We start from the raw sequence: 17,790 nt of genomic DNA, 5'->3' as shown, positions 1-17,790 counted from the left end.
TAGCTTCGGCAGGGTGAGGACCAATAACGATATCAGCAGGATGCCCGCCCTCACCCTGCTTCCAGCATGCCAAAACTCACAATCCGCGCCCGGCCCAGCTCTTTTGCGCGATACAGCGCAACGTCGGCGGCACGCAGCAAATTGTCGCTCTGCACATGTTCGGGATAGCTGGCAACGCCAATCGAGACATCCACATGGCCGATATCGGTACCAGCGAAGCGCAGCGCCATTTCGCGTACGCCGTTATAAATATCGGTCGCCACCCGGCTTGCGTCTTCTTCATCCATGTTGCTGAGCAGTACCAGAAACTCTTCACCTCCATAGCGGAAGGCTGTCCCACTGTCGCGCACCACGCGCTGAATAATCGCCGCAACGCTTTTAATCACGGCATCGCCCGCTTCGTGGCCAAAGCGGTCGTTGATGAGCTTAAAGTGGTCGATATCAATCATCAGGCAGCTTAGCGGCTCCTGGCTGCGCATCGCGTGGCCCAACAGCGTCCCCAGCGTGTCGTCGAGATGGTGGCGGTTACGCAGCCCGGTGAGCGGGTCATAGAGCGCTTTTTCCAGCAGCGCGTCGCGCAGCCGCTGGTTGGCGAACGCCAGGCCGAGCGCCTCCGCCATCAGCTCGAGATAGGCGCGCCACGGGACGGTTTCCTCGCTGACATTCTGGAAAGACAGCAGGCCAATCGCCTCACCCTGCGCAATCAGCGGCACGCATAGCGTATGGTTAAGACAGGATCCCGGCAGATGGTAACAACCAATATCCGGTTCACCGTGCACCGGCGGATGGCTCTGCCCACGCCGCACGGCCCAGCATTCATCCGGATGGAAAGGCGTTGGCGCCCCCTGCGGAGAAAGCCATTCCGCCACGCAGCGCATTTGCCAGGGCTCCCGGTCAAGGATGAACAGCCGCCCGGACACGCCCGGCGCGATGTTTGGCGCGAACAGTTCCGCCACCTTAACCACATCGTCAAAATTCTCGCAGCCCTGGAGCCGTTGGGTCATACGCGCCAGCAGTTCGCGTATCGCCCAGCTGGCGTCGCGCTCCTTCTCCAGCCGCTGGCGTATCAGCCCGTTCTCGCGAAAAATGCGGATGGCCTGCGCCATATCGCCAATTTCATCAATCTGATTAAAGTTGGGCGGTTCGACGGCGTAATCCTGCGACGCCAGCCGGTGGATGACATCGCTCAGACGCTCGACGGGCCGGAGCACCCGGCGCTTCAGAATAAAGCCCAGCACAAACAGGAACAGCAGCGCCGTCAGCCCGACCATCACCTCAGACAGCGTACGCAGCGTGCGGGAAGCCTGGGTCGCATCATCAATAGCGTTGCGCGCGCGATTGTCGAGCAGCTGGCGAAAATGGTCGATACGCTCCTGCGCGCGATCCAGCTCCTGTTCATAAATCTTGCTGTACAGCAGCGCCATCGCATGTGAGGTGTCGCCCTGCGCCATGCTGTTGAGCGCCGTCTGCTGCTCGTCCTGGAGCGCATCCACAATCAGCACGCCTTCGTGCAGCAGGGCCAGCTCCTCCTCCGTCGCACCAGCATCCTTGAGTTTAGACAGCCGCTGTTCAACGTTTTTCAGCCGCGTTTCCCTCTGGCGATATTCCTTCAGCAGGTCCGGGTCTTTGCTGACCACATACAGCCGCGCAAGGTCGGACTGCGCCCAGGCATCGTTGTCCACTTCGTCGGTCAGTTGGTCAAACACCTGGCGCTGCGCCACCGCCTGGCGTTCGTGATTATCCGCGTTAGAGGCCATCAGCATGACAATGCCGGAGGCGATTGTCAGGCACACCGTCGCGCCGTAAGCCCAGTTTGTTATTGTGGCAATTCTCACCGGAGGGTTCCTTCTGCGACGAATAATGAATTAGCATCATTGAAATTATAGGAAACGCCCATTTTCACGTGGCAATAAAAAAGCGGCCATAGCCGCTTTTGTTATCGTCATCCCATTATGCTTCCGGGGGATTTTTGCCTTCCGCAATAAACTCTTCGTCCAGACCTTCAACGTTGCCCGCGTGGTCGCGCCCGGAAAACAGGTTCCAGCAGGCGAGGAACAGCGCGGCAATCAGCGGCCCAATCACAAAACCGTTAATACCGTAGATTTCCATACCGCCGATGGTGGTGATAAGAATCAGGTAATCCGGCATTTTGGTATCTTTGCCCACCAGCAGCGGGCGAAGAATATTGTCCACCAGCCCGACAATAATCACGAAGAAGCCAACGATAAACAGCCCCTGCCAAAGCTGCCCCGTGGAGAACAGGAAGATAGCCGCGGGCACCCAGATAATGGCCGATCCAACGGCAGGCACCAGCGAGAGAAACGCCATCAGCGCGCCCCACAGAACGCTGCCGTCGATATCAACAATGGCAAAGGCGATACCGCCGAGCGTCCCCTGCACCACCGCAACTACCGCCGTGCCCTTGACCGTGGCCCGCGTCACGCCAACAAATTTGGCAAACAGGTGCTGCTTCACGAAATCGGTCAGCGGCAGTGAATCCAGAATGCGGGTCACCAGATACGGGCCATCTTTGAGCAGGAAGAACAGCAGATAGAGCATGATACCGAAGCTGATGGCGAAACCGAACGTCCCCTTACCAATCAGAAACGCGCTGCCGGCAAGATACTGCCCGCCCTGCAGGGCCAATTCGGACAATTTTTTCTGGATCTGCGCCACATTATCCAGGTTGTGTTCGACCAGGAAGCCCCTCGCCCAGCGCGGCAGATGCGAGAAAATACTGGCGATCGTCTCCGGGAACCGCGCGTTGTTTTGCTGAAGCTTGGTGTACACCACGTTCAGCTCCAGCGCCAGCGACGACAGAATGGCCATCAGCGGGATAAAGACAATCAGGCAGATGATCACAATGGTCACCAGCGACGCCAGGCCATTGCGATCGCCCATCATGCTGCGCAGCTTATTTTTCACCGGGTTAAACACCACGGTAAGGATAGCCGCCCACAAAATGGCGGAGAAATAAGGTGAAAGGATATCGAAAAATGCCCAGGTAACGAGGGCCAGAATGAAAATGAAAAAGCCTTTGGTCAAGCCGTTAAATCGCATTGGTGCGTCCTGTTGCGGGAAATCTTTGTCGACTATAGGTGCGTTTGCCCCGATTTACCAGGTTAGCGCATCACCGACGCAACATGAAAATAGCTCATGTTCAATGAAATTAACTCGCTTTCTCTCCCCGTACGGCTCTGGCATAAATTACACCATGTTAACTTATTGACAACATGAAAACGGTTCACAGGCTCAGTTTTCACGTCAGAACTCAGGATGCAACGTCGCTATGAATACAGATTTCACCTTTGCCATTACGCGCAGCCGTTTTGATGAAAACTATAATCCGTCAGAAAACACGCGCATTACCACCAACTTTGCCAATCTGGCGCGGGGTGAGAACCGTCAGCAGAATTTACGCAATACGCTAATCATGATCGACAATCGCTTTAATACGTTAGCGCATTGGGATAATCCGCAAGGCGATCGTTATGCCGTCGAGCTGGATATCATTTCCGTAGAAATGAAGATTGCGGGCAGCGCTTTCCCGGCAATCGAGATCCTGCAAACCAATATTATTGATAAAAAGACCAACGAACGCATTGCGGGCCTCGCCGGCAACAACTTCTCGTCTTATGTGCGCGACTATGACTTTAGCGTCTTATTGTTAGGCCACAATAAAGACCGCGAGCAGTTTAGCCTGCCAGCACATTTTGGCGATCTGCACGGCAATATCTTCAAGCATTTCGTGCAGTCTGCAGAATACCGCGCGCAGTTTAAAAAGCCGCCGGTAATCTGCCTGAGCGTATCGAACAAAAACGCCTATCAGCGTACCGGCAACCAGCACCCGGTGCTCGGCATCGAATACCAGCAGCACGGAACGTCATTAACCGAAACGTACTTCAGCAAGATGGGCCTGCAGGTGCGCTACTTTATGCCCAAAAACAGCGCCGCCCCGCTGGCCTTCTTCTTTACCGGCGATTTGCTGGGCGATTACAGCGATCTTGAGCTGATTGGCACCATCGCCACCATGGAAACCTTCCAGAAGATTTATCGCCCGGAGATTTATAACGCCAACTCGGCGGCAGGCCTGCACTATCAGCCGAACCTGAGCCACGAGGATCATTCGTTAACCAAAATTGTTTACGACCGGGAAGAGCGCAGCCGTCTGGCGATTGAACAGGGCAAGTTTACCGAAGAGCATTTCATTAAACCGTACAAGAAAATTCTTGAGCAATGGTCTGCTAACTACGCACGTTAATTTAATCAAAATAAAGGTTATCTACTTATGAAAACATTGCTCCCGACTTCAACGGCTGGCAGCTTACCGAAACCGTCCTGGCTTGCGCAGCCGGAAACGCTGTGGTCGCCGTGGAAATTACAGAACGAAGAGCTGATTCTCGGCAAACAGGATGCGCTGCGTTTATCGCTGGACGACCAGCTGCGCGCGGGCATTGATATTGTCAGCGACGGCGAGCAAACCCGTCAGCACTTTGTTACCACGTTTATTGAGCACCTCAGCGGCGTGGATTTTGAAAAACGCGAAGTGGTGAAAATTCGTAATCGCTATGACGCCAGCGTGCCCACGGTGGTTGGCGCCGTCGAGCGTAAAAAACCGGTGTTCGTGGATGACGCGCGCTATTTACGTCAGCTCACCAAGCAGCCGATAAAATGGGCGCTGCCGGGGCCGATGACCATGATCGATACCCTTTACGACGCCCACTACAAAAGCCGCGAAAAGCTGGCGTGGGAATTTGCCAAAATCCTCAACCAGGAAGCCCGCGAGCTGGAAGCCGCCGGCGTCGATATTATCCAGTTTGACGAGCCGGCGTTTAACGTTTTCTTCGATGAGGTCAACGACTGGGGCATCGCAGCCTTAGAGCGGGCGATTGAAGGGCTGAAATGCGAAACGGCCGTGCACATCTGCTACGGCTACGGCATTAAAGCCAACACCGACTGGAAAAAGACGCTGGGCAGCGAGTGGCGTCAATACGAAGAAGCGTTTCCGAAGCTGCAGGCATCGAATATCGATATCATCTCGCTGGAGTGCCATAACTCCCGCGTACCGATGGATCTGCTGGCGCTGATTCGCGGCAAGAAGGTGATGGTCGGCGCAATTGATGTCGCCAACCACGCCGTCGAGACGCCGGAGGAAGTCGCCGATACCCTACGCAAAGCCCTGCAGTTCGTTGATGCCGATAAACTCTACCCATCAACCAACTGCGGCATGGCACCGCTGCCGCGCCACGTGGCCCAGGGCAAGCTGAATGCGCTCAGCGCGGGGGCGGAGATCATTCGCCGGGAACTGACGGCGAAATAACGTCACAAGACACAGGCGATCGCCAGGATCGCCTGTCAGTTACGCAGGCTACGCGTTCTGATACAGATCCCAGCGGTTGCCATACAGATCTTCAAACACCACCACCGTACCATACTCCTCCTCCCGCGGCGCTTCGCAAAAATGCACACCTTTGGCCTTCATCGCATGGTAATCGCGCCAGAAATCATCGGTCTGCAGAAACAGAAATACTCTCCCGCCGCACTGATTACCGATAAAACCCTGCTGCCGTTCGTTAGACGCGCGCGCCAGCAAAAGGTTACAGTCGCTTTCCGGGTTGGGTGATACCACCACCCAGCGTTTTCCCGGCTGCGGCGTATCTTCAATCAGCGTGAACCCCAGTTTGTCCGTGTAGTACTCAATCGCGCGGTCGTAGTCGTCAACCACAATGGCGATGTGCCCCAGGCACCTTTTTTGCGTTCTCATTCGCTGCTCCGTTCAGATTCATACGCCGTATACCCTACACGCTTTCAGGCATAAAAAAACCGCCGATAAATCGGCGGTTCTTCACATCATCAGCAGGAACATTACATCAGCGGCATCGCCATCTGCACAATGCTAATCAGCGGCTGCGGATAAATACCCAGCACCAGCACCAGCAGTGCGGAGATCAGCACCACGATACCGCCCGCGCTGTACTGCCAGTTAGACGGCGCATCGCGGCCCGGCTGCTGCGGCGCGCTGAGATACAGGCTGACGGCCACGCGCAGGTAGTAGTAAAGGCCAATCGCGGAACCAACGACTACCGCGCCGACCAGCCACCACAGGTGTGCCTGCACGCCGACGGCCAGTACGTAGAACTTACCGATAAAGCCAAGGGTCATCGGAATACCGGCCAGCGACAGCATCATCACCGTCATCACCGCCGCCAGAATCGGGCGATTCCAGAACAGGCCACGGTAGGAGTACAGCGAGTCAGCATCCGGGCCACGGTACGGGCTGGACATCAGGCTCACCACGCCGAAAGCGCCGAGGCTGCTGAACAGATAACCGGCCAGATACACGCCTACAGTTTCCATCGACATCTCGCCGCTGTGCAGCGCAATCAGCGCCACCAGCAGGTAGCCGAGGTGAGAGATAGACGAGTAGCCGAGCAGACGCTTGATGTTGGTCTGGCTGAGCGCCATCAGGTTACCGAAGATGATGGAAGCGAAGGCAATCAGGCCCAGCACCACGCGTACCGCTTCGCTGTCGCCGACCGGGGCGTACAGGAACAGACGCATCACCACGCCAAAAATGGCAATCTTGCTGGCGGTTGCCAGGAAGGTTGACACCGGCGCAGGGGCACCCTGATAGACGTCCGGCGTCCACAGGTGGAACGGCACCAGCGAGAGCTTGAAGCCCAGGCCCACGATCATCATGCCCAGCCCCGCCAGCAGCAGCGGTTCGTGCAGCATGTTATCACTGAGGCTCTTGCCGAGCGCCAGGAAGGAGAGATCGCCAGACTGCGCGTACAGCAGCGCCATACCGAACAGCAGGAAGGACGAAGCCGCCGCTGACAGAATGGTGTACTTGATGCTCGCTTCCAGAGAACGCTTCTGTCGGAAGGCATAGCCAATCAGGCCGAACAGCGGCAGTGAAATCAGCTCAATACCGAGGAACAGCGCCGCCAGGTGGTTGGCGTTCGCCAGCAGAATGCCGCCGAGCGCGGCAATCAGCACCAGCAGGTAGAACTCTTCCTTGTTATCGGTATAGCCCTCAAGCCACGGATAAGCGAACGTACAGGTGGCAAGGCTCGCCAGCAGCACCAGCCCGGTGTAGAGCATTGCGTAACCGTCAACGCGCATCAGCGGCGTGACGTCCATGGCGCCCGCCTGGCCAACAAACCAGAGCGAAACCAGCGCGGCGTTAAGCCCAATGACCGACAGCGTGGCATTGAGGAAGTGATTGCGTCGCCACGCAATGGAGAGCATCACAACCACCACCGTCAAGCCGACGATCAGCAGCGGTAACAGCGCGATCAGTTGTTGTGGAGTTATTGTCATGGCGAATTACGGCCTTGTAGTTGAAACAGAATTAACAAACCACTGCTGGATGTTGCTCATCGCAGAATGTGACGTGTCCAGAATAGGCTGCGGGTAGAAGCCCAGCAGAACCAGAAGCACGACCAGTAACAGAACGATAAACAGCTCGCGCAGCGACATCCCTGGCAGCTCTTTTGCCGCGATTTCGCTCTTCGCTTTGCCGAAGTATGCCCGGTGCAGCATCGCCAGCGAGTACACGGAGGCAAACACCAGACCGAAGGTAGAAATCACCGTAATCACCGGCACGACATGGTAGCTGCCGAACAGGATCATAAATTCACCGACGAAGTTACCGGTACCCGGCATCCCCAGCGTCGCCACCGCGAAGAACATCGACAGCGCCGGCAGCCACTTAATTTTGCCCCACAGGCCGCCCATCTGGCGCATGTCGCGGGTATGCAGACGTTCGTACAGCTGGCCGCACAGAATGAACAGACCGGCCGCAGACAGCCCGTGCGCGATCATCTGAATCACCGCCCCCTGGTACGCCAGCTGGCTACCGGTATAGATAGCAATCAGTACGAAGCCCATGTGGGAAACGGAGGTGTAGGCAATCAGGCGTTTAATGTCGTACTGGGTAAACGCCATCCACGCGCCGTAGAAGATACCGATCACACCCAGCCACATCGCGATAGGCGCGAACTCGGCGGAGGCGTTCGGGAACAGCGGCAGCGCAAAGCGCAGCAGACCGTAGGCCGCGGTTTTCAGCAGAATCCCCGCCAGGTCAACGGAACCCGCGGTCGGTGCCTGAGAGTGCGCGTCCGGCAGCCAGCCGTGCAGCGGCACAACCGGCATTTTCACCGCGAAGGCGATGAAGAAGCCGAGCATCAGCAGGTATTCCACGCCGTGCGACATTGGGGTTTTCAGCAGGTCCTGATAGTTGAAGGTCCACACGCCGGTCGCGTTATGGTGCACGAACACCAGCGCCAGGATGGCAATCAGCATCACCAGACCGCTCGCTTGGGTATAGATGAAGAACTTGGTGGCCGCCGTGATACGCGTTTTACCGTCAGAGGCTTTATGCCCCCACAGCGCGATCAGGAAGTACATCGGCACCAGCATCATCTCCCAGAAGAAGAAGAACAGGAACATGTCGATGGCGAGGAACACGCCGATTACGCCGCCCAGGATCCACATCAGGTTGAGGTGGAAGAAGCCCTGGTATTTTTCGATTTCGCGCCAGGAACAGAGCACCGCCAGCACGCCGAGCAGGCCGGTCAGCACCACCATCAGCAGCGACAGACCGTCGATAGCCAGATGGATAGTAATGCCAAAGCGCGGGATCCACGGCAGAATAAACTCAGACTGCCACTGCGGCAGACCGGCGGATTGCGTGAGTGAGTAGCCGCCCTGCAGCCACAGCTGCAGGCCAAGCGCGAGCGTCAGTCCCATGGTGACCAGCGCAATCCAGCGCGGCATCTTCACGCCGAAGCGTTCGGTCTGCCAGCAGAGAAAACCGCCGATAAAGGGAATCAGTATTAGCCAGGGTAATAACATGGCAGTTCATTTCCTTATTCATCTATCCGGTAGCGCATCGCCCGCCGGAACAGGAAAACAGCACGACATTTTCATGGGGAGGAAAATCCTCCCCAACGAATTAACGCAACACCATCAACAGCGCCAGCACCACGACGGCACCAATGCTCATTGACGCGACATACCAGCGCAGATAGCCGTTCGCACTCAGCACCAGACCTTTACCCGCCAGGCGAGAAAGGATGGCCGGAATGTTCATCAGCGCATTCAGCGGGTCACTCTTCAGCAGCCAGGCGATGCCCAGGAACGGTTTCACAAACACTTTGTCGTACAACCAGTCAAAGCCCCAGGCGTTGTACCACCAGGTGCCCAACAGACGGCCCGGCGCGCTGTTGGCAATCGCGGTGACCAGGCTACGTTGGCCCAGCCACAGCCATGCGGCAATCAGGATACCGGCAATCGCCACCACGCCGGAGGTGATTTCCAGCGTCAGCACGCGGCCATGTTCCAGCTCGGTCGTGGCCGGCAATACGCCGTGCAGCGGCGGCACAATCAGTGCGCCAATAAAGGTCGACAGGATCATCAGCACAATCAGCGGCAGATGATGGGTAATCCCCTTCCCTGCGTGCGCGTGGATCTGCTCTTTACCGTGGAAGACGATGAAGATCATACGGAAGGTATAGAGCGAGGTCATGAATGCACCGACCAGGCCCGCAACCATCAGATTGATATGACCGTTGGCCATCGCACCGGCGAGGATTTCGTCTTTACTGAAGAAGCCCGCGGTAATCAGCGGCAGCGCGGAGAGCGCGGCACCACCGACCAGGAAGCAGGCATACACCAGCGGAATCGACTTACGCAGGCCACCCATCTTGAAGATGTTCTGTTCGTGATGGCAGGCCAGAATCACCGAGCCGGACGCCAGGAACAGTAGCGCTTTGAAGAACGCGTGAGTCATCAGATGGAAAATCGCCGCATCCCACGCCTGTACGCCAAGCGCCAGGAACATGTAGCCAATCTGGCTCATGGTGGAGTAGGCCAGCACGCGTTTGATATCGGTCTGCACCAGCGCGGCAAAGCCCGCCAGCACCAGGGTAATCGCCCCGACAATCCCGACCAGATGCAGCACTTCCGGCGTCAGCAGGAACAGACCGTGAGTACGGGCAATCAGGTACACGCCCGCGGTCACCATGGTCGCTGCGTGGATCAGCGCAGAAACCGGCGTTGGGCCCGCCATCGCATCCGCAAGCCAGGTCTGCAGCGGCAGCTGCGCGGATTTACCGACCGCACCGCCCAGCAGCATCAGGGTTGCCCACATCAGCATGTCGTTGCCTGCGGCAAAGTGCGCCGGCGCCAGTTCAACCATTTCGCGGAAGTTCAGCGTGCCCAGCTCGTTGTAGAGAATGAACAGCGCGAACGCCAGGAAGACGTCACCGACGCGGGTGACAACGAAGGCTTTCATCGCCGCAGCGCCGTTCTTCGGATCGGTGTAGTAGAAACCGATCAGCAGATAGGAGCACAGGCCCACGCCTTCCCAGCCTAAGTACATCAGCAGCAGGTTATCGGACAGCACCAGGACAACCATGCTGGCGATAAACAGGTTGGTGTAGGCGAAGAAGCGGGAGTAGCCCTCTTCACCGCGCATATACCAGGAGGCGAACATGTGGATCAGGAAGCCCACGCCGGTAACCACGGAAAGCATGGTCAGCGACAGGCCGTCCAGCACCAGGCTGAAGCCAATGTTAAAGTCGCCGACGGACATCCACGTCCACAGCGGCAGGCTGAACGCCTGCTTGCCGTTGGCAAAGAAGTCTACCCCGACAAAGGCGGTCACCAGCGCGGCCAGGCCAATCGACCCGACGCCAACGGTGGCGGAGAGGTTTTCCGACCAGCGCCCGCGGGAGAAAGCCAGCAGCACAAAGCCAATCAATGGCAAAATAATGGTTAAGGCAAGCATGTTCATCCGCGCAACTCACTTACTGAATCGATGTTCAGGTTCTGGCGGCGACGATGGAGCTGCAGCAGCAGCGCCAGGCCAATACTCGCTTCCGCAGCCGCGAGGGTAATGGCGAGGATATACATCACCTGACCGTCGGTCTGGCCCCAGTAGCTGCCGGCGACCACGAAGGCCAGCGCGGCGGCGTTAATCATGATTTCCAGCCCAATCAGCATAAACAGCAGGTTGCGACGGATAACCAGACCGGTTAAACCCAGCACGAATAAAATCGCCGCGAGGATCAGCCCATGTTGTAAAGGAATCATGCGTGTTCCTCCGTTTTCCTTTTCGCGCTATCGTTCGAACGATTGCTCAGCACTTCGCCTGCGCGATCTTCACGACCGATATGGAAGGCCACAACCAGGCCCGCCAGCAGCAGCATCGACGCCAGTTCCACCGCCAGTACGTACGGCCCGAACAGCGCAATACCGACGTCTTTCGCGCTGATGGCGTTGCCATCAATGCCCTGGTCATTCAGGCCGAGGATGGCGTACACCATCACAGCCAGCAGCACGGCGGAAAGAATCGCCGGGCCAATCCAGATTTGCGGCTTCAGCCACTGACGTTCCTGAGCGATTTCCGCACCGCCCAGGTTCAGCATCATCACCACGAAGACGAACAGCACCATGATGGCGCCCGCGTAAACGATGATCTCCAGCGCACCGGCGAAATACGCCCCCAGCGAGAAGAACACCCCGGCAATCGCCAGCAGCGAGATAATCAGATACAGCAGCGCGTGTACCGGGTTAGTGTGCGTAATCACTCGCAGCGTCGCGAGGACAGCAACAAGGCCACAGATATAAAAAGCGAATTCCATTGCCCCTCTCCTTACGGTAACAGGCTCTTGACGTCGATAGGCTTGGCTTCGTTCTCTGCTTCGCCTTTATCTTTGCCGTCGATTGCCATACCCGCCATCCGGTAGAAGTTATATTCCGGGTATTTGCCCGGACCGGAAATCAGCAGATCCTCTTTTTCGTACACCAGATCCTGACGCTTGTATTCGCCCAGTTCAAAATCCGGGGTCAACTGAATCGCCGTGGTCGGGCACGCTTCTTCGCACAGGCCGCAGAAAATGCAGCGTGAGAAGTTGATGCGGAAAAACTCCGGATACCAGCGACCGTCTTTGGTCTCCGCTTTTTGCAGAGAGATACAGCCTACCGGGCAGGCTACCGCACACAGGTTACAGGCAACGCAGCGCTCTTCGCCGTCCGGATCGCGCGTCAGCACGATACGGCCACGGTAGCGCGGCGGCAGGTAGACCGGCTCTTCCGGGTACATTTGCGTTTCGCGTTTGGCGAACGCATGCAGGCCGATCATCCAGATACTGCGTACCTGGGTGCCGAAGCCTACGATTAATTCTTTTAAGGTCATGGTCTATAGCCCCTTATGGCTGCTGCCAGAGAATGACAGCCGCCGTTACCAGCAAGTTGATGAGCGTCAGCGGCAGGCACACTTTCCAGCCGAAGGACATTACCTGGTCATAACGAGGACGCGGTAACGACGCACGAATCAAAATGAACATCATCATAAAGAACGCGGTTTTCAGCGCGAACCAGATGAATGGCGGTAAGAACGGGCCTTGCCAGCCACCGAAGAACAGCGTCACGATCAGCGCTGACACGGTGACGATACCGATGTATTCGCCTACGAAGAACAGACCGAATTTCATACCGGAATATTCAATGTGATAGCCATCGGCCAGCTCCTGCTCGGCTTCCGGTTGGTCAAACGGGTGACGGTGACACACCGCCACGCCCGCAATCGCAAAGGTAATGAAGCCGAAGAACTGAGGAATGACGTTCCACAGGTGCGCCTGGTTATTGACGATGTCGGTCATGTTGAATGAACCGGCCTGCGCCACTACGCCCATCAGAGACAGGCCCAGGAACACTTCGTAGCTCAGGGTCTGCGCAGACGCACGCATCGCACCCAGCAGGGAGTATTTGTTGTTGCTCGACCAACCGGCGAACAGCACCGCGTAGACCGCCAGACCCGCCATCATCAGGAAGAACAGAATCCCGATGTTCAGGTCGGCGACCACCCAGCTTGGGCTGACCGGCACAATGGCGAAGGCCAGCAGCAGCGAGGTGAAGGCGATAACCGGTGCCAGCGTAAAGATCATACGGTCCGTAAATTTCGGGACCCAGTCCTCTTTAAAGAACATTTTGATCATATCGGCAACGAGCTGGAGCGAACCGCCCCAGCCTACGCGGTTTGGCCCGTAGCGGTTCTGGAACAGGCCCAGAAGGCGACGTTCGCCAAAGCTCATGAACGCCCCGCAGGTGACAACCACCAGCAGAATCACCACGGCTTTAACGATGCTGAGGAGGATCTCAATCAGATCCGGCGTTAACCAACTCATGCTTTTGCCTCCTGCAGATTATCAAGGCGCCCGCCCGCCATCACCGGCGCAATGCCCGGCATGCCCATCGGCAGACCGACCTGCCCCGCCGCCAGACCTTCAGAAATAATCAGCGGCAGGCTGATTGTCTGTCCGTCATAGCTAAAGGCAATGCGTGCGCCCGCGTTGACGCCAAGCTTCGCGGCGTCCGCCGGGTTAAGCTTGATGTACGGCTGCGGCATGCGGCTCTGGAAGACCGGAGAACGCTGGGACATTTCGTCACTACCGAACAGATGGTAGTAAGGTGCAATACGCCAGCTGCCTTCCTGCGCCTGGAAACTTTCCGGCACGGCGCTGAAGAACGCCAGACCGCTTTCGGAAGCTTCAATCAGACGTACGCCCGGGTCGCCGTGGCGCAGTTTACCGCCCACTTCAGCCTGGAACTTGTTCCATGCCTGCGGGGAGTTCCAGCCCGGTGCCCATGCGAATGGGATCTGCGAGCGCGGCGCGCCCGGCTGGTTGTTCCCTTCCATCGAGAAGGCGAACATGGTGTCTTTATCCTGCGGCTGACGCGGTTCGTGCACGCTGATGTTTGCGCGCATTGCCGTACGACCGCTGTAGCGGTGCGGTTCACGCGCCAGCTTCTGACCGCGAATACGGAAGCTTGCGTCCGGCGCGGCGTCTTTAATACCCGCCAGCTGAGGCAGCTTTTCCACCACCGCATCGATCACGTGGTCGAGCTGCGTCCAGTCCACTTCGCGGCTCTGCACGGTGCTGTGCAGCGAGTGCAGCCAGCGCCAGCTTTCCAGCATCACGGTTTTGCTGTCGTAGTACGCCGGGTCATACACCTGGAAGAAGCGCTGCGCGCGGCCTTCGTTGTTGATGACCGTACCGTCGCTTTCCGCGAAGCTTGCTGCGGAGAGCACCAGGTGCGCTTTATCCATAATCGCGGTGCGCTGATGGTCAATGACCATCACCAGCGGCGCTTTAGAAAGCGCAGCGTCAACGCGCGCAGCGGAAGCATGGCGGTGCAGATCGTTCTCCAGCACCACTACCGCATCGGCTGCGCCGGACTCCAGCTCGCTCAACGCCGCTTCCAGAGAACCGCCGCCAATCATGCCCAGACCGATGCTGTTCACCGCGCGGGCAATCATGGTAACCCCCACGTCGGCGCCGCGGCCTTTCAGCGCTTTAGCCACGTTGGCTGCGGCCTGAATAATTTCCGCGCTTCCGGCGTTGGTACCGGAAATAATCAGCGGTTTCTTCGCTCCCGCCAGCGCCTGCACGATCACGTCGATCTTGCCCTGCAGATCGCGATCCAGACCTTCAACGGCCGGGGCGCTGTTATCCAGCGCGTGCGCGATAGCAAAGCCCAGGCGCGCCTGGTCTTCCACCGGTGCGCGATAGGTCCACGCCGCAATGTCATCCAGACGAGTATCGTCAACGTTGGTCACAAACAGCGGATGTTTTGCGCGCTGGCCAATGTTGAGGATGGCCGCAATCTGCCAGTCAGCCACTTTTTGCGCTGCCGCCATTTCACGCGCTTTACCTTTGACCGCCTGGCGAACCGCCAGCGCTGCGCGCGCGCCGGTCTGGGTTAAATCTTCACCCAACACCAGCACCGCATCATACGTTTCAATTTCGCGCAGCGCCGGGGTATGAATACCGCCTTCGCGCAGCACTTTCAGTACCAGCTGCAGACGTTCCTGCTCGCTCTGGGCAATACCGGTATAGAAGTTTTCCGCTCCAACCAGCTCGCGCAGCGCGAAGTTGCTTTCGATGCTGGCGCGCGGGGAGCCGATACCGATAACCTTTTTCGACTGGCGCAGAATATCCGCCGCACCCTGCATCGCCTGTTCGGCGTTGAGCATAATCAGGTCATCGCCACGGCGCTGAACCGGCTGACGCGGACGGTCTTTCAGGTTCACATAGCCATAGCCGAAACGACCGCGATCGCACAGGAAGTAGTGGTTCACGGTGCCGTTGTAGCGGTTTTCGATACGACGCAGTTCGCCGTAGCGTTCGCCCGGGCTGGTGTTACAGCCCAACGAGCACTGCTGGCAGATGCTTGGCGCAAACTGCATGTCCCACTTACGGTTGTAGCGCTCGGAGTGGGTTTTATCGGTAAATACGCCGGTCGGGCAAATTTCGACCAGGTTACCGGAGAATTCGCTCTCCAGGGTGCCGTCTTCCGGACGCCCGAAGTAGACGTTGTCGTGCGCGCCGTAGACGCCCAGATCGGTGCCGTCAGCGTAGTCTTTGTAGTAACGCACGCAGCGGTAACAGGCGATGCAGCGGTTCATTTCGTGAGAGATGAACGGCCCCAGGTCCTGGTTACGGTGGGTACGTTTCGTAAAGCGATAGCGACGGAAGCTATGGCCGGTCATCACGGTCATATCCTGGAGGTGGCAGTTGCCGCCCTCTTCACAGACCGGACAGTCGTGCGGGTGGTTGGTCATCAGCCACTCCACCACGCTTTCACGGAACTGCTTCGCTTCTGCGTCGTCGATAGAAATAAAGGTGCCGTCAGATGCCGGCGTCATGCAGGACATCACCAGGCGACCACGCGTGTCTTCCGCGTTTTGATATTGCTTCACCGCACACTGGCGGCAAGCACCGACGCTGCCCAGCGCCGGGTGCCAGCAAAAGTATGGAATATCAAGGCCCAGAGAGAGACATGCCTGTAACAGGTTGTCCGCTCCGTTAACCTCGTATTCTTTGCCGTCTACATGAATCGTAGCCATTAGCGTGCTTCCAAAATAAATAAATCTTTAGATTACCAGCGCGTCTTAAGCAGGTTCGGCTGAATCCCGTTGATTGCATGGGTATTGCTGAACTGCTGCTTAATGCCTGCCTCGAATTCGTCGCGGAAATACTTAATGGCGCTCTGCAGCGGCTCAACCGCACCAGGCGCATGCGCGCAGAAGGTTTTACCCGGCCCTAAGAATCGACACAGTTGCTCAAGCGTCTCGATATCGCCAGGCTGGCCTTCACCCTTTTCAAGGGCGCGCAGAATTTTCACGCTCCACGGCAGGCCGTCGCGGCACGGCGTACACCAACCGCAGGACTCACGGGCGAAGAACTCTTCCAGGTTACGCACCAGCGACACCATGCCAATCTCGTGGTCGACGGCCATCGCCAGCGCCGTCCCCAGACGGCTGCCCGCTTTACCGATGCTTTCGAATTCCATCGGCAGGTCAAGGTGCGCTTCGGTCAGGAAGTCGGTCCCCGCGCCGCCTGGCTGCCAGGCTTTGAACTTCAGGCCATCGCGCATGCCGCCCGCGTAGTCTTCGAGAATTTCACGCGCCGTCGTGCCGAACGGCAGCTCCCACAGCCCCGGGTTTTTCACGCGGCCGGAGAAGCCCATCAGCTTGGTACCGGCATCTTTGCTTTTCGAGATGTTCTGGTACCACTCGACGCCGTTAGCCAGAATCGCCGGAACGTTACACAGCGTTTCGACGTTGTTGACGCAGGTCGGTTTGCCCCATACGCCGGAGCTTGCCGGGAACGGCGGCTTGGAGCGCGGGTTGGCGCGGCGGCCTTCGAGGGAGTTAATCAGCGCGGTTTCTTCACCGCAGATATAACGCCCGGCGCCGGTGTGCACGAACAGCTCGAAGTCAAAGCCGGTGCCGAGAATGTTCTTCCCGAGCAGGCCCGCTTCGGTGGCTTCCGCAATGGCACTACGCAGATGCTGCGCCGCTTCAATATATTCCCCACGCAGGAAGATGTAGCCGCGGTACGCCTTCAGGGCAAACGCGGAGATCAGCATGCCTTCCACCAGCAGGTGCGGCAGCTGTTCCATCAGCAGGCGGTCTTTGTAGGTACCCGGCTCCATTTCATCGGCGTTACACAGCAGGTAACGGATATTCATGGATTCGTCTTTCGGCATCAGGCTCCACTTCAGACCGGTGGAAAAGCCCGCGCCGCCGCGCCCTTTCAGGCCAGCGTCTTTTACCTGGTTGACGATCTCGTCCGGCGCCATCCCGGTGAGCGCTTTTCGCGCCCCGGCATAGCCGTTTTTCGCCTGATACTCTTCCAGCCACACCGGCTGCTTGTCGTCACGAAGACGCCAGGTCAGCGGATGGGTTTCGGGAGTCAGAATAATATTCTTCATTATTTATACTGCTCCAGCAGGTCAGGAATGGCTTCCGGCGTCAGATGGCTGTGAGTGTCCTCATCAATCATCATGGTCGGCCCCTTGTCGCAGTTGCCCAGGCAGCAGGTCGGCAGCAGCGTGAAGCGACCATCAAAGGTGGTTTGACCCGGTTTGATGTTCAGCTTCTTCTCGATTGCCGCCTGAATACCCTGGTAACCGGTAATGTGGCACACCACGCTGTCGCAGTAGCGAATCACGTGACGACCGACCGGCTGGCGGAAAATCTGGCTGTAGAACGTCGCCACGCCTTCGACGTCGCTCGCCGGAATACCCAGCACGTCGGCAATAGCGTAAATGGCGCCGTCCGGTACCCAGCCGCGCTGTTTCTGAACGATTTTCAGCGCTTCAATGGACGCCGCACGCGGGTCTTCGTAGTGGTGCTTCTCGTGCTCAATGGCTTCACGCTCTGCCGCACTCAGCTCAAAAGCCTCGGTTTGTGGTTGTTGATTCTCGTGCATA

The 17,790-nt window shown here is 57.7% G+C and carries 15 protein-coding genes; 2 read left to right on the top strand and 13 right to left on the bottom strand.

Going from position 1 to position 17,790, the window contains the following annotated elements; translation table 11 throughout:
- Positions 1 to 50: 50 nt before the first annotated feature.
- Entirely contained in the window at positions 51 to 1,835 is a 1,785-nt protein-coding gene (locus H7R56_RS07730; protein WP_106924287.1) for a diguanylate cyclase, read from the bottom strand.
- A gap of 115 nt (positions 1,836 to 1,950) precedes the next feature.
- Positions 1,951 to 3,060: an AI-2E family transporter gene (locus H7R56_RS07725; RefSeq protein ID WP_106924286.1), complete on the bottom strand. Its 1,110-nt coding sequence runs from the start codon at positions 3,058 to 3,060 to the stop codon at positions 1,951 to 1,953.
- 229 nt (positions 3,061 to 3,289) lie between these two features.
- Here H7R56_RS07725 and H7R56_RS07720 point away from each other — a divergent pair, with 229 nt between their 5' ends.
- Entirely contained in the window at positions 3,290 to 4,261 is a 972-nt protein-coding gene (locus H7R56_RS07720) for a DUF1852 domain-containing protein (protein ID WP_106924285.1), read from the top strand.
- 27 nt (positions 4,262 to 4,288) lie between these two features.
- On the top strand, positions 4,289 to 5,320 hold the full coding sequence (locus H7R56_RS07715) for a methionine synthase (RefSeq protein ID WP_106924284.1): 1,032 nt from the start codon (positions 4,289 to 4,291) through the stop codon (positions 5,318 to 5,320).
- 48 nt (positions 5,321 to 5,368) lie between these two features.
- Here H7R56_RS07715 and H7R56_RS07710 read toward each other — a convergent pair whose 3' ends face one another.
- The 11 genes from H7R56_RS07710 to nuoE all read right to left on the bottom strand — a co-directional run bounded on the left by H7R56_RS07710 (position 5,369) and on the right by nuoE (position 17,789).
- The gene (locus H7R56_RS07710; RefSeq protein ID WP_106924283.1) at positions 5,369 to 5,764 is read right to left on the bottom strand and encodes a VOC family protein; all 396 of its coding nucleotides are present in this window, start codon (positions 5,762 to 5,764) and stop codon (positions 5,369 to 5,371) included.
- A gap of 101 nt (positions 5,765 to 5,865) precedes the next feature.
- Complete coding sequence (gene nuoN / locus H7R56_RS07705; protein WP_106924282.1) at positions 5,866 to 7,323, bottom strand: NADH-quinone oxidoreductase subunit NuoN; 1,458 nt, start codon at positions 7,321 to 7,323, stop codon at positions 5,866 to 5,868.
- Between the two features lie 6 nt (positions 7,324 to 7,329).
- Complete coding sequence (nuoM, locus tag H7R56_RS07700) at positions 7,330 to 8,859, bottom strand: NADH-quinone oxidoreductase subunit M (protein WP_182928566.1); 1,530 nt, start codon at positions 8,857 to 8,859, stop codon at positions 7,330 to 7,332.
- A gap of 100 nt (positions 8,860 to 8,959) precedes the next feature.
- On the bottom strand, positions 8,960 to 10,801 hold the full coding sequence (gene nuoL, locus H7R56_RS07695; RefSeq protein ID WP_106924280.1) for an NADH-quinone oxidoreductase subunit L: 1,842 nt from the start codon (positions 10,799 to 10,801) through the stop codon (positions 8,960 to 8,962).
- Positions 10,798 to 11,100, bottom strand: a complete 303-nt coding sequence (nuoK, locus tag H7R56_RS07690) for an NADH-quinone oxidoreductase subunit NuoK (protein ID WP_035892477.1) — start codon at positions 11,098 to 11,100, stop codon at positions 10,798 to 10,800. The genes nuoL and nuoK overlap by 4 nt, the downstream gene beginning before the upstream one ends.
- Entirely contained in the window at positions 11,097 to 11,651 is a 555-nt protein-coding gene (gene nuoJ / locus H7R56_RS07685; protein ID WP_106924279.1) for an NADH-quinone oxidoreductase subunit J, read from the bottom strand. Before nuoJ ends, nuoK begins: the two co-directional genes overlap by 4 nt.
- Before the next feature lie 11 nt (positions 11,652 to 11,662).
- Positions 11,663 to 12,205, bottom strand: a complete 543-nt coding sequence (nuoI, locus tag H7R56_RS07680; RefSeq protein ID WP_106924278.1) for an NADH-quinone oxidoreductase subunit NuoI — start codon at positions 12,203 to 12,205, stop codon at positions 11,663 to 11,665.
- 13 nt (positions 12,206 to 12,218) lie between these two features.
- The gene (nuoH, locus tag H7R56_RS07675) at positions 12,219 to 13,196 is read right to left on the bottom strand and encodes an NADH-quinone oxidoreductase subunit NuoH (RefSeq protein ID WP_035892479.1); all 978 of its coding nucleotides are present in this window, start codon (positions 13,194 to 13,196) and stop codon (positions 12,219 to 12,221) included.
- Positions 13,193 to 15,919 carry an NADH-quinone oxidoreductase subunit NuoG gene (nuoG, locus tag H7R56_RS07670; protein WP_106924277.1) on the bottom strand — a complete coding sequence of 909 codons (2,727 nt, stop codon included), beginning with the start codon at positions 15,917 to 15,919 and terminating at the stop codon, positions 13,193 to 13,195. The genes nuoH and nuoG overlap by 4 nt, the downstream gene beginning before the upstream one ends.
- Positions 15,920 to 15,951: 32 nt before the next feature.
- The gene (gene nuoF / locus H7R56_RS07665; protein WP_182928565.1) at positions 15,952 to 17,289 is read right to left on the bottom strand and encodes an NADH-quinone oxidoreductase subunit NuoF; all 1,338 of its coding nucleotides are present in this window, start codon (positions 17,287 to 17,289) and stop codon (positions 15,952 to 15,954) included.
- Positions 17,289 to 17,789 carry an NADH-quinone oxidoreductase subunit NuoE gene (gene nuoE, locus H7R56_RS07660; RefSeq protein ID WP_002913160.1) on the bottom strand — a complete coding sequence of 167 codons (501 nt, stop codon included), beginning with the start codon at positions 17,787 to 17,789 and terminating at the stop codon, positions 17,289 to 17,291. The genes nuoF and nuoE overlap by 1 nt, the downstream gene beginning before the upstream one ends.
- Between the last annotated feature and the right edge of the window lies 1 nt (position 17,790).

Source organism: Klebsiella sp. WP3-W18-ESBL-02, assembly GCF_014168815.1.
Classification (GTDB): domain Bacteria; phylum Pseudomonadota; class Gammaproteobacteria; order Enterobacterales; family Enterobacteriaceae; genus Kluyvera; species Kluyvera ascorbata_B.
Note: the sequence above shows the minus strand (reverse complement) of the source record. Positions and strands in the feature narration are given on the sequence as shown.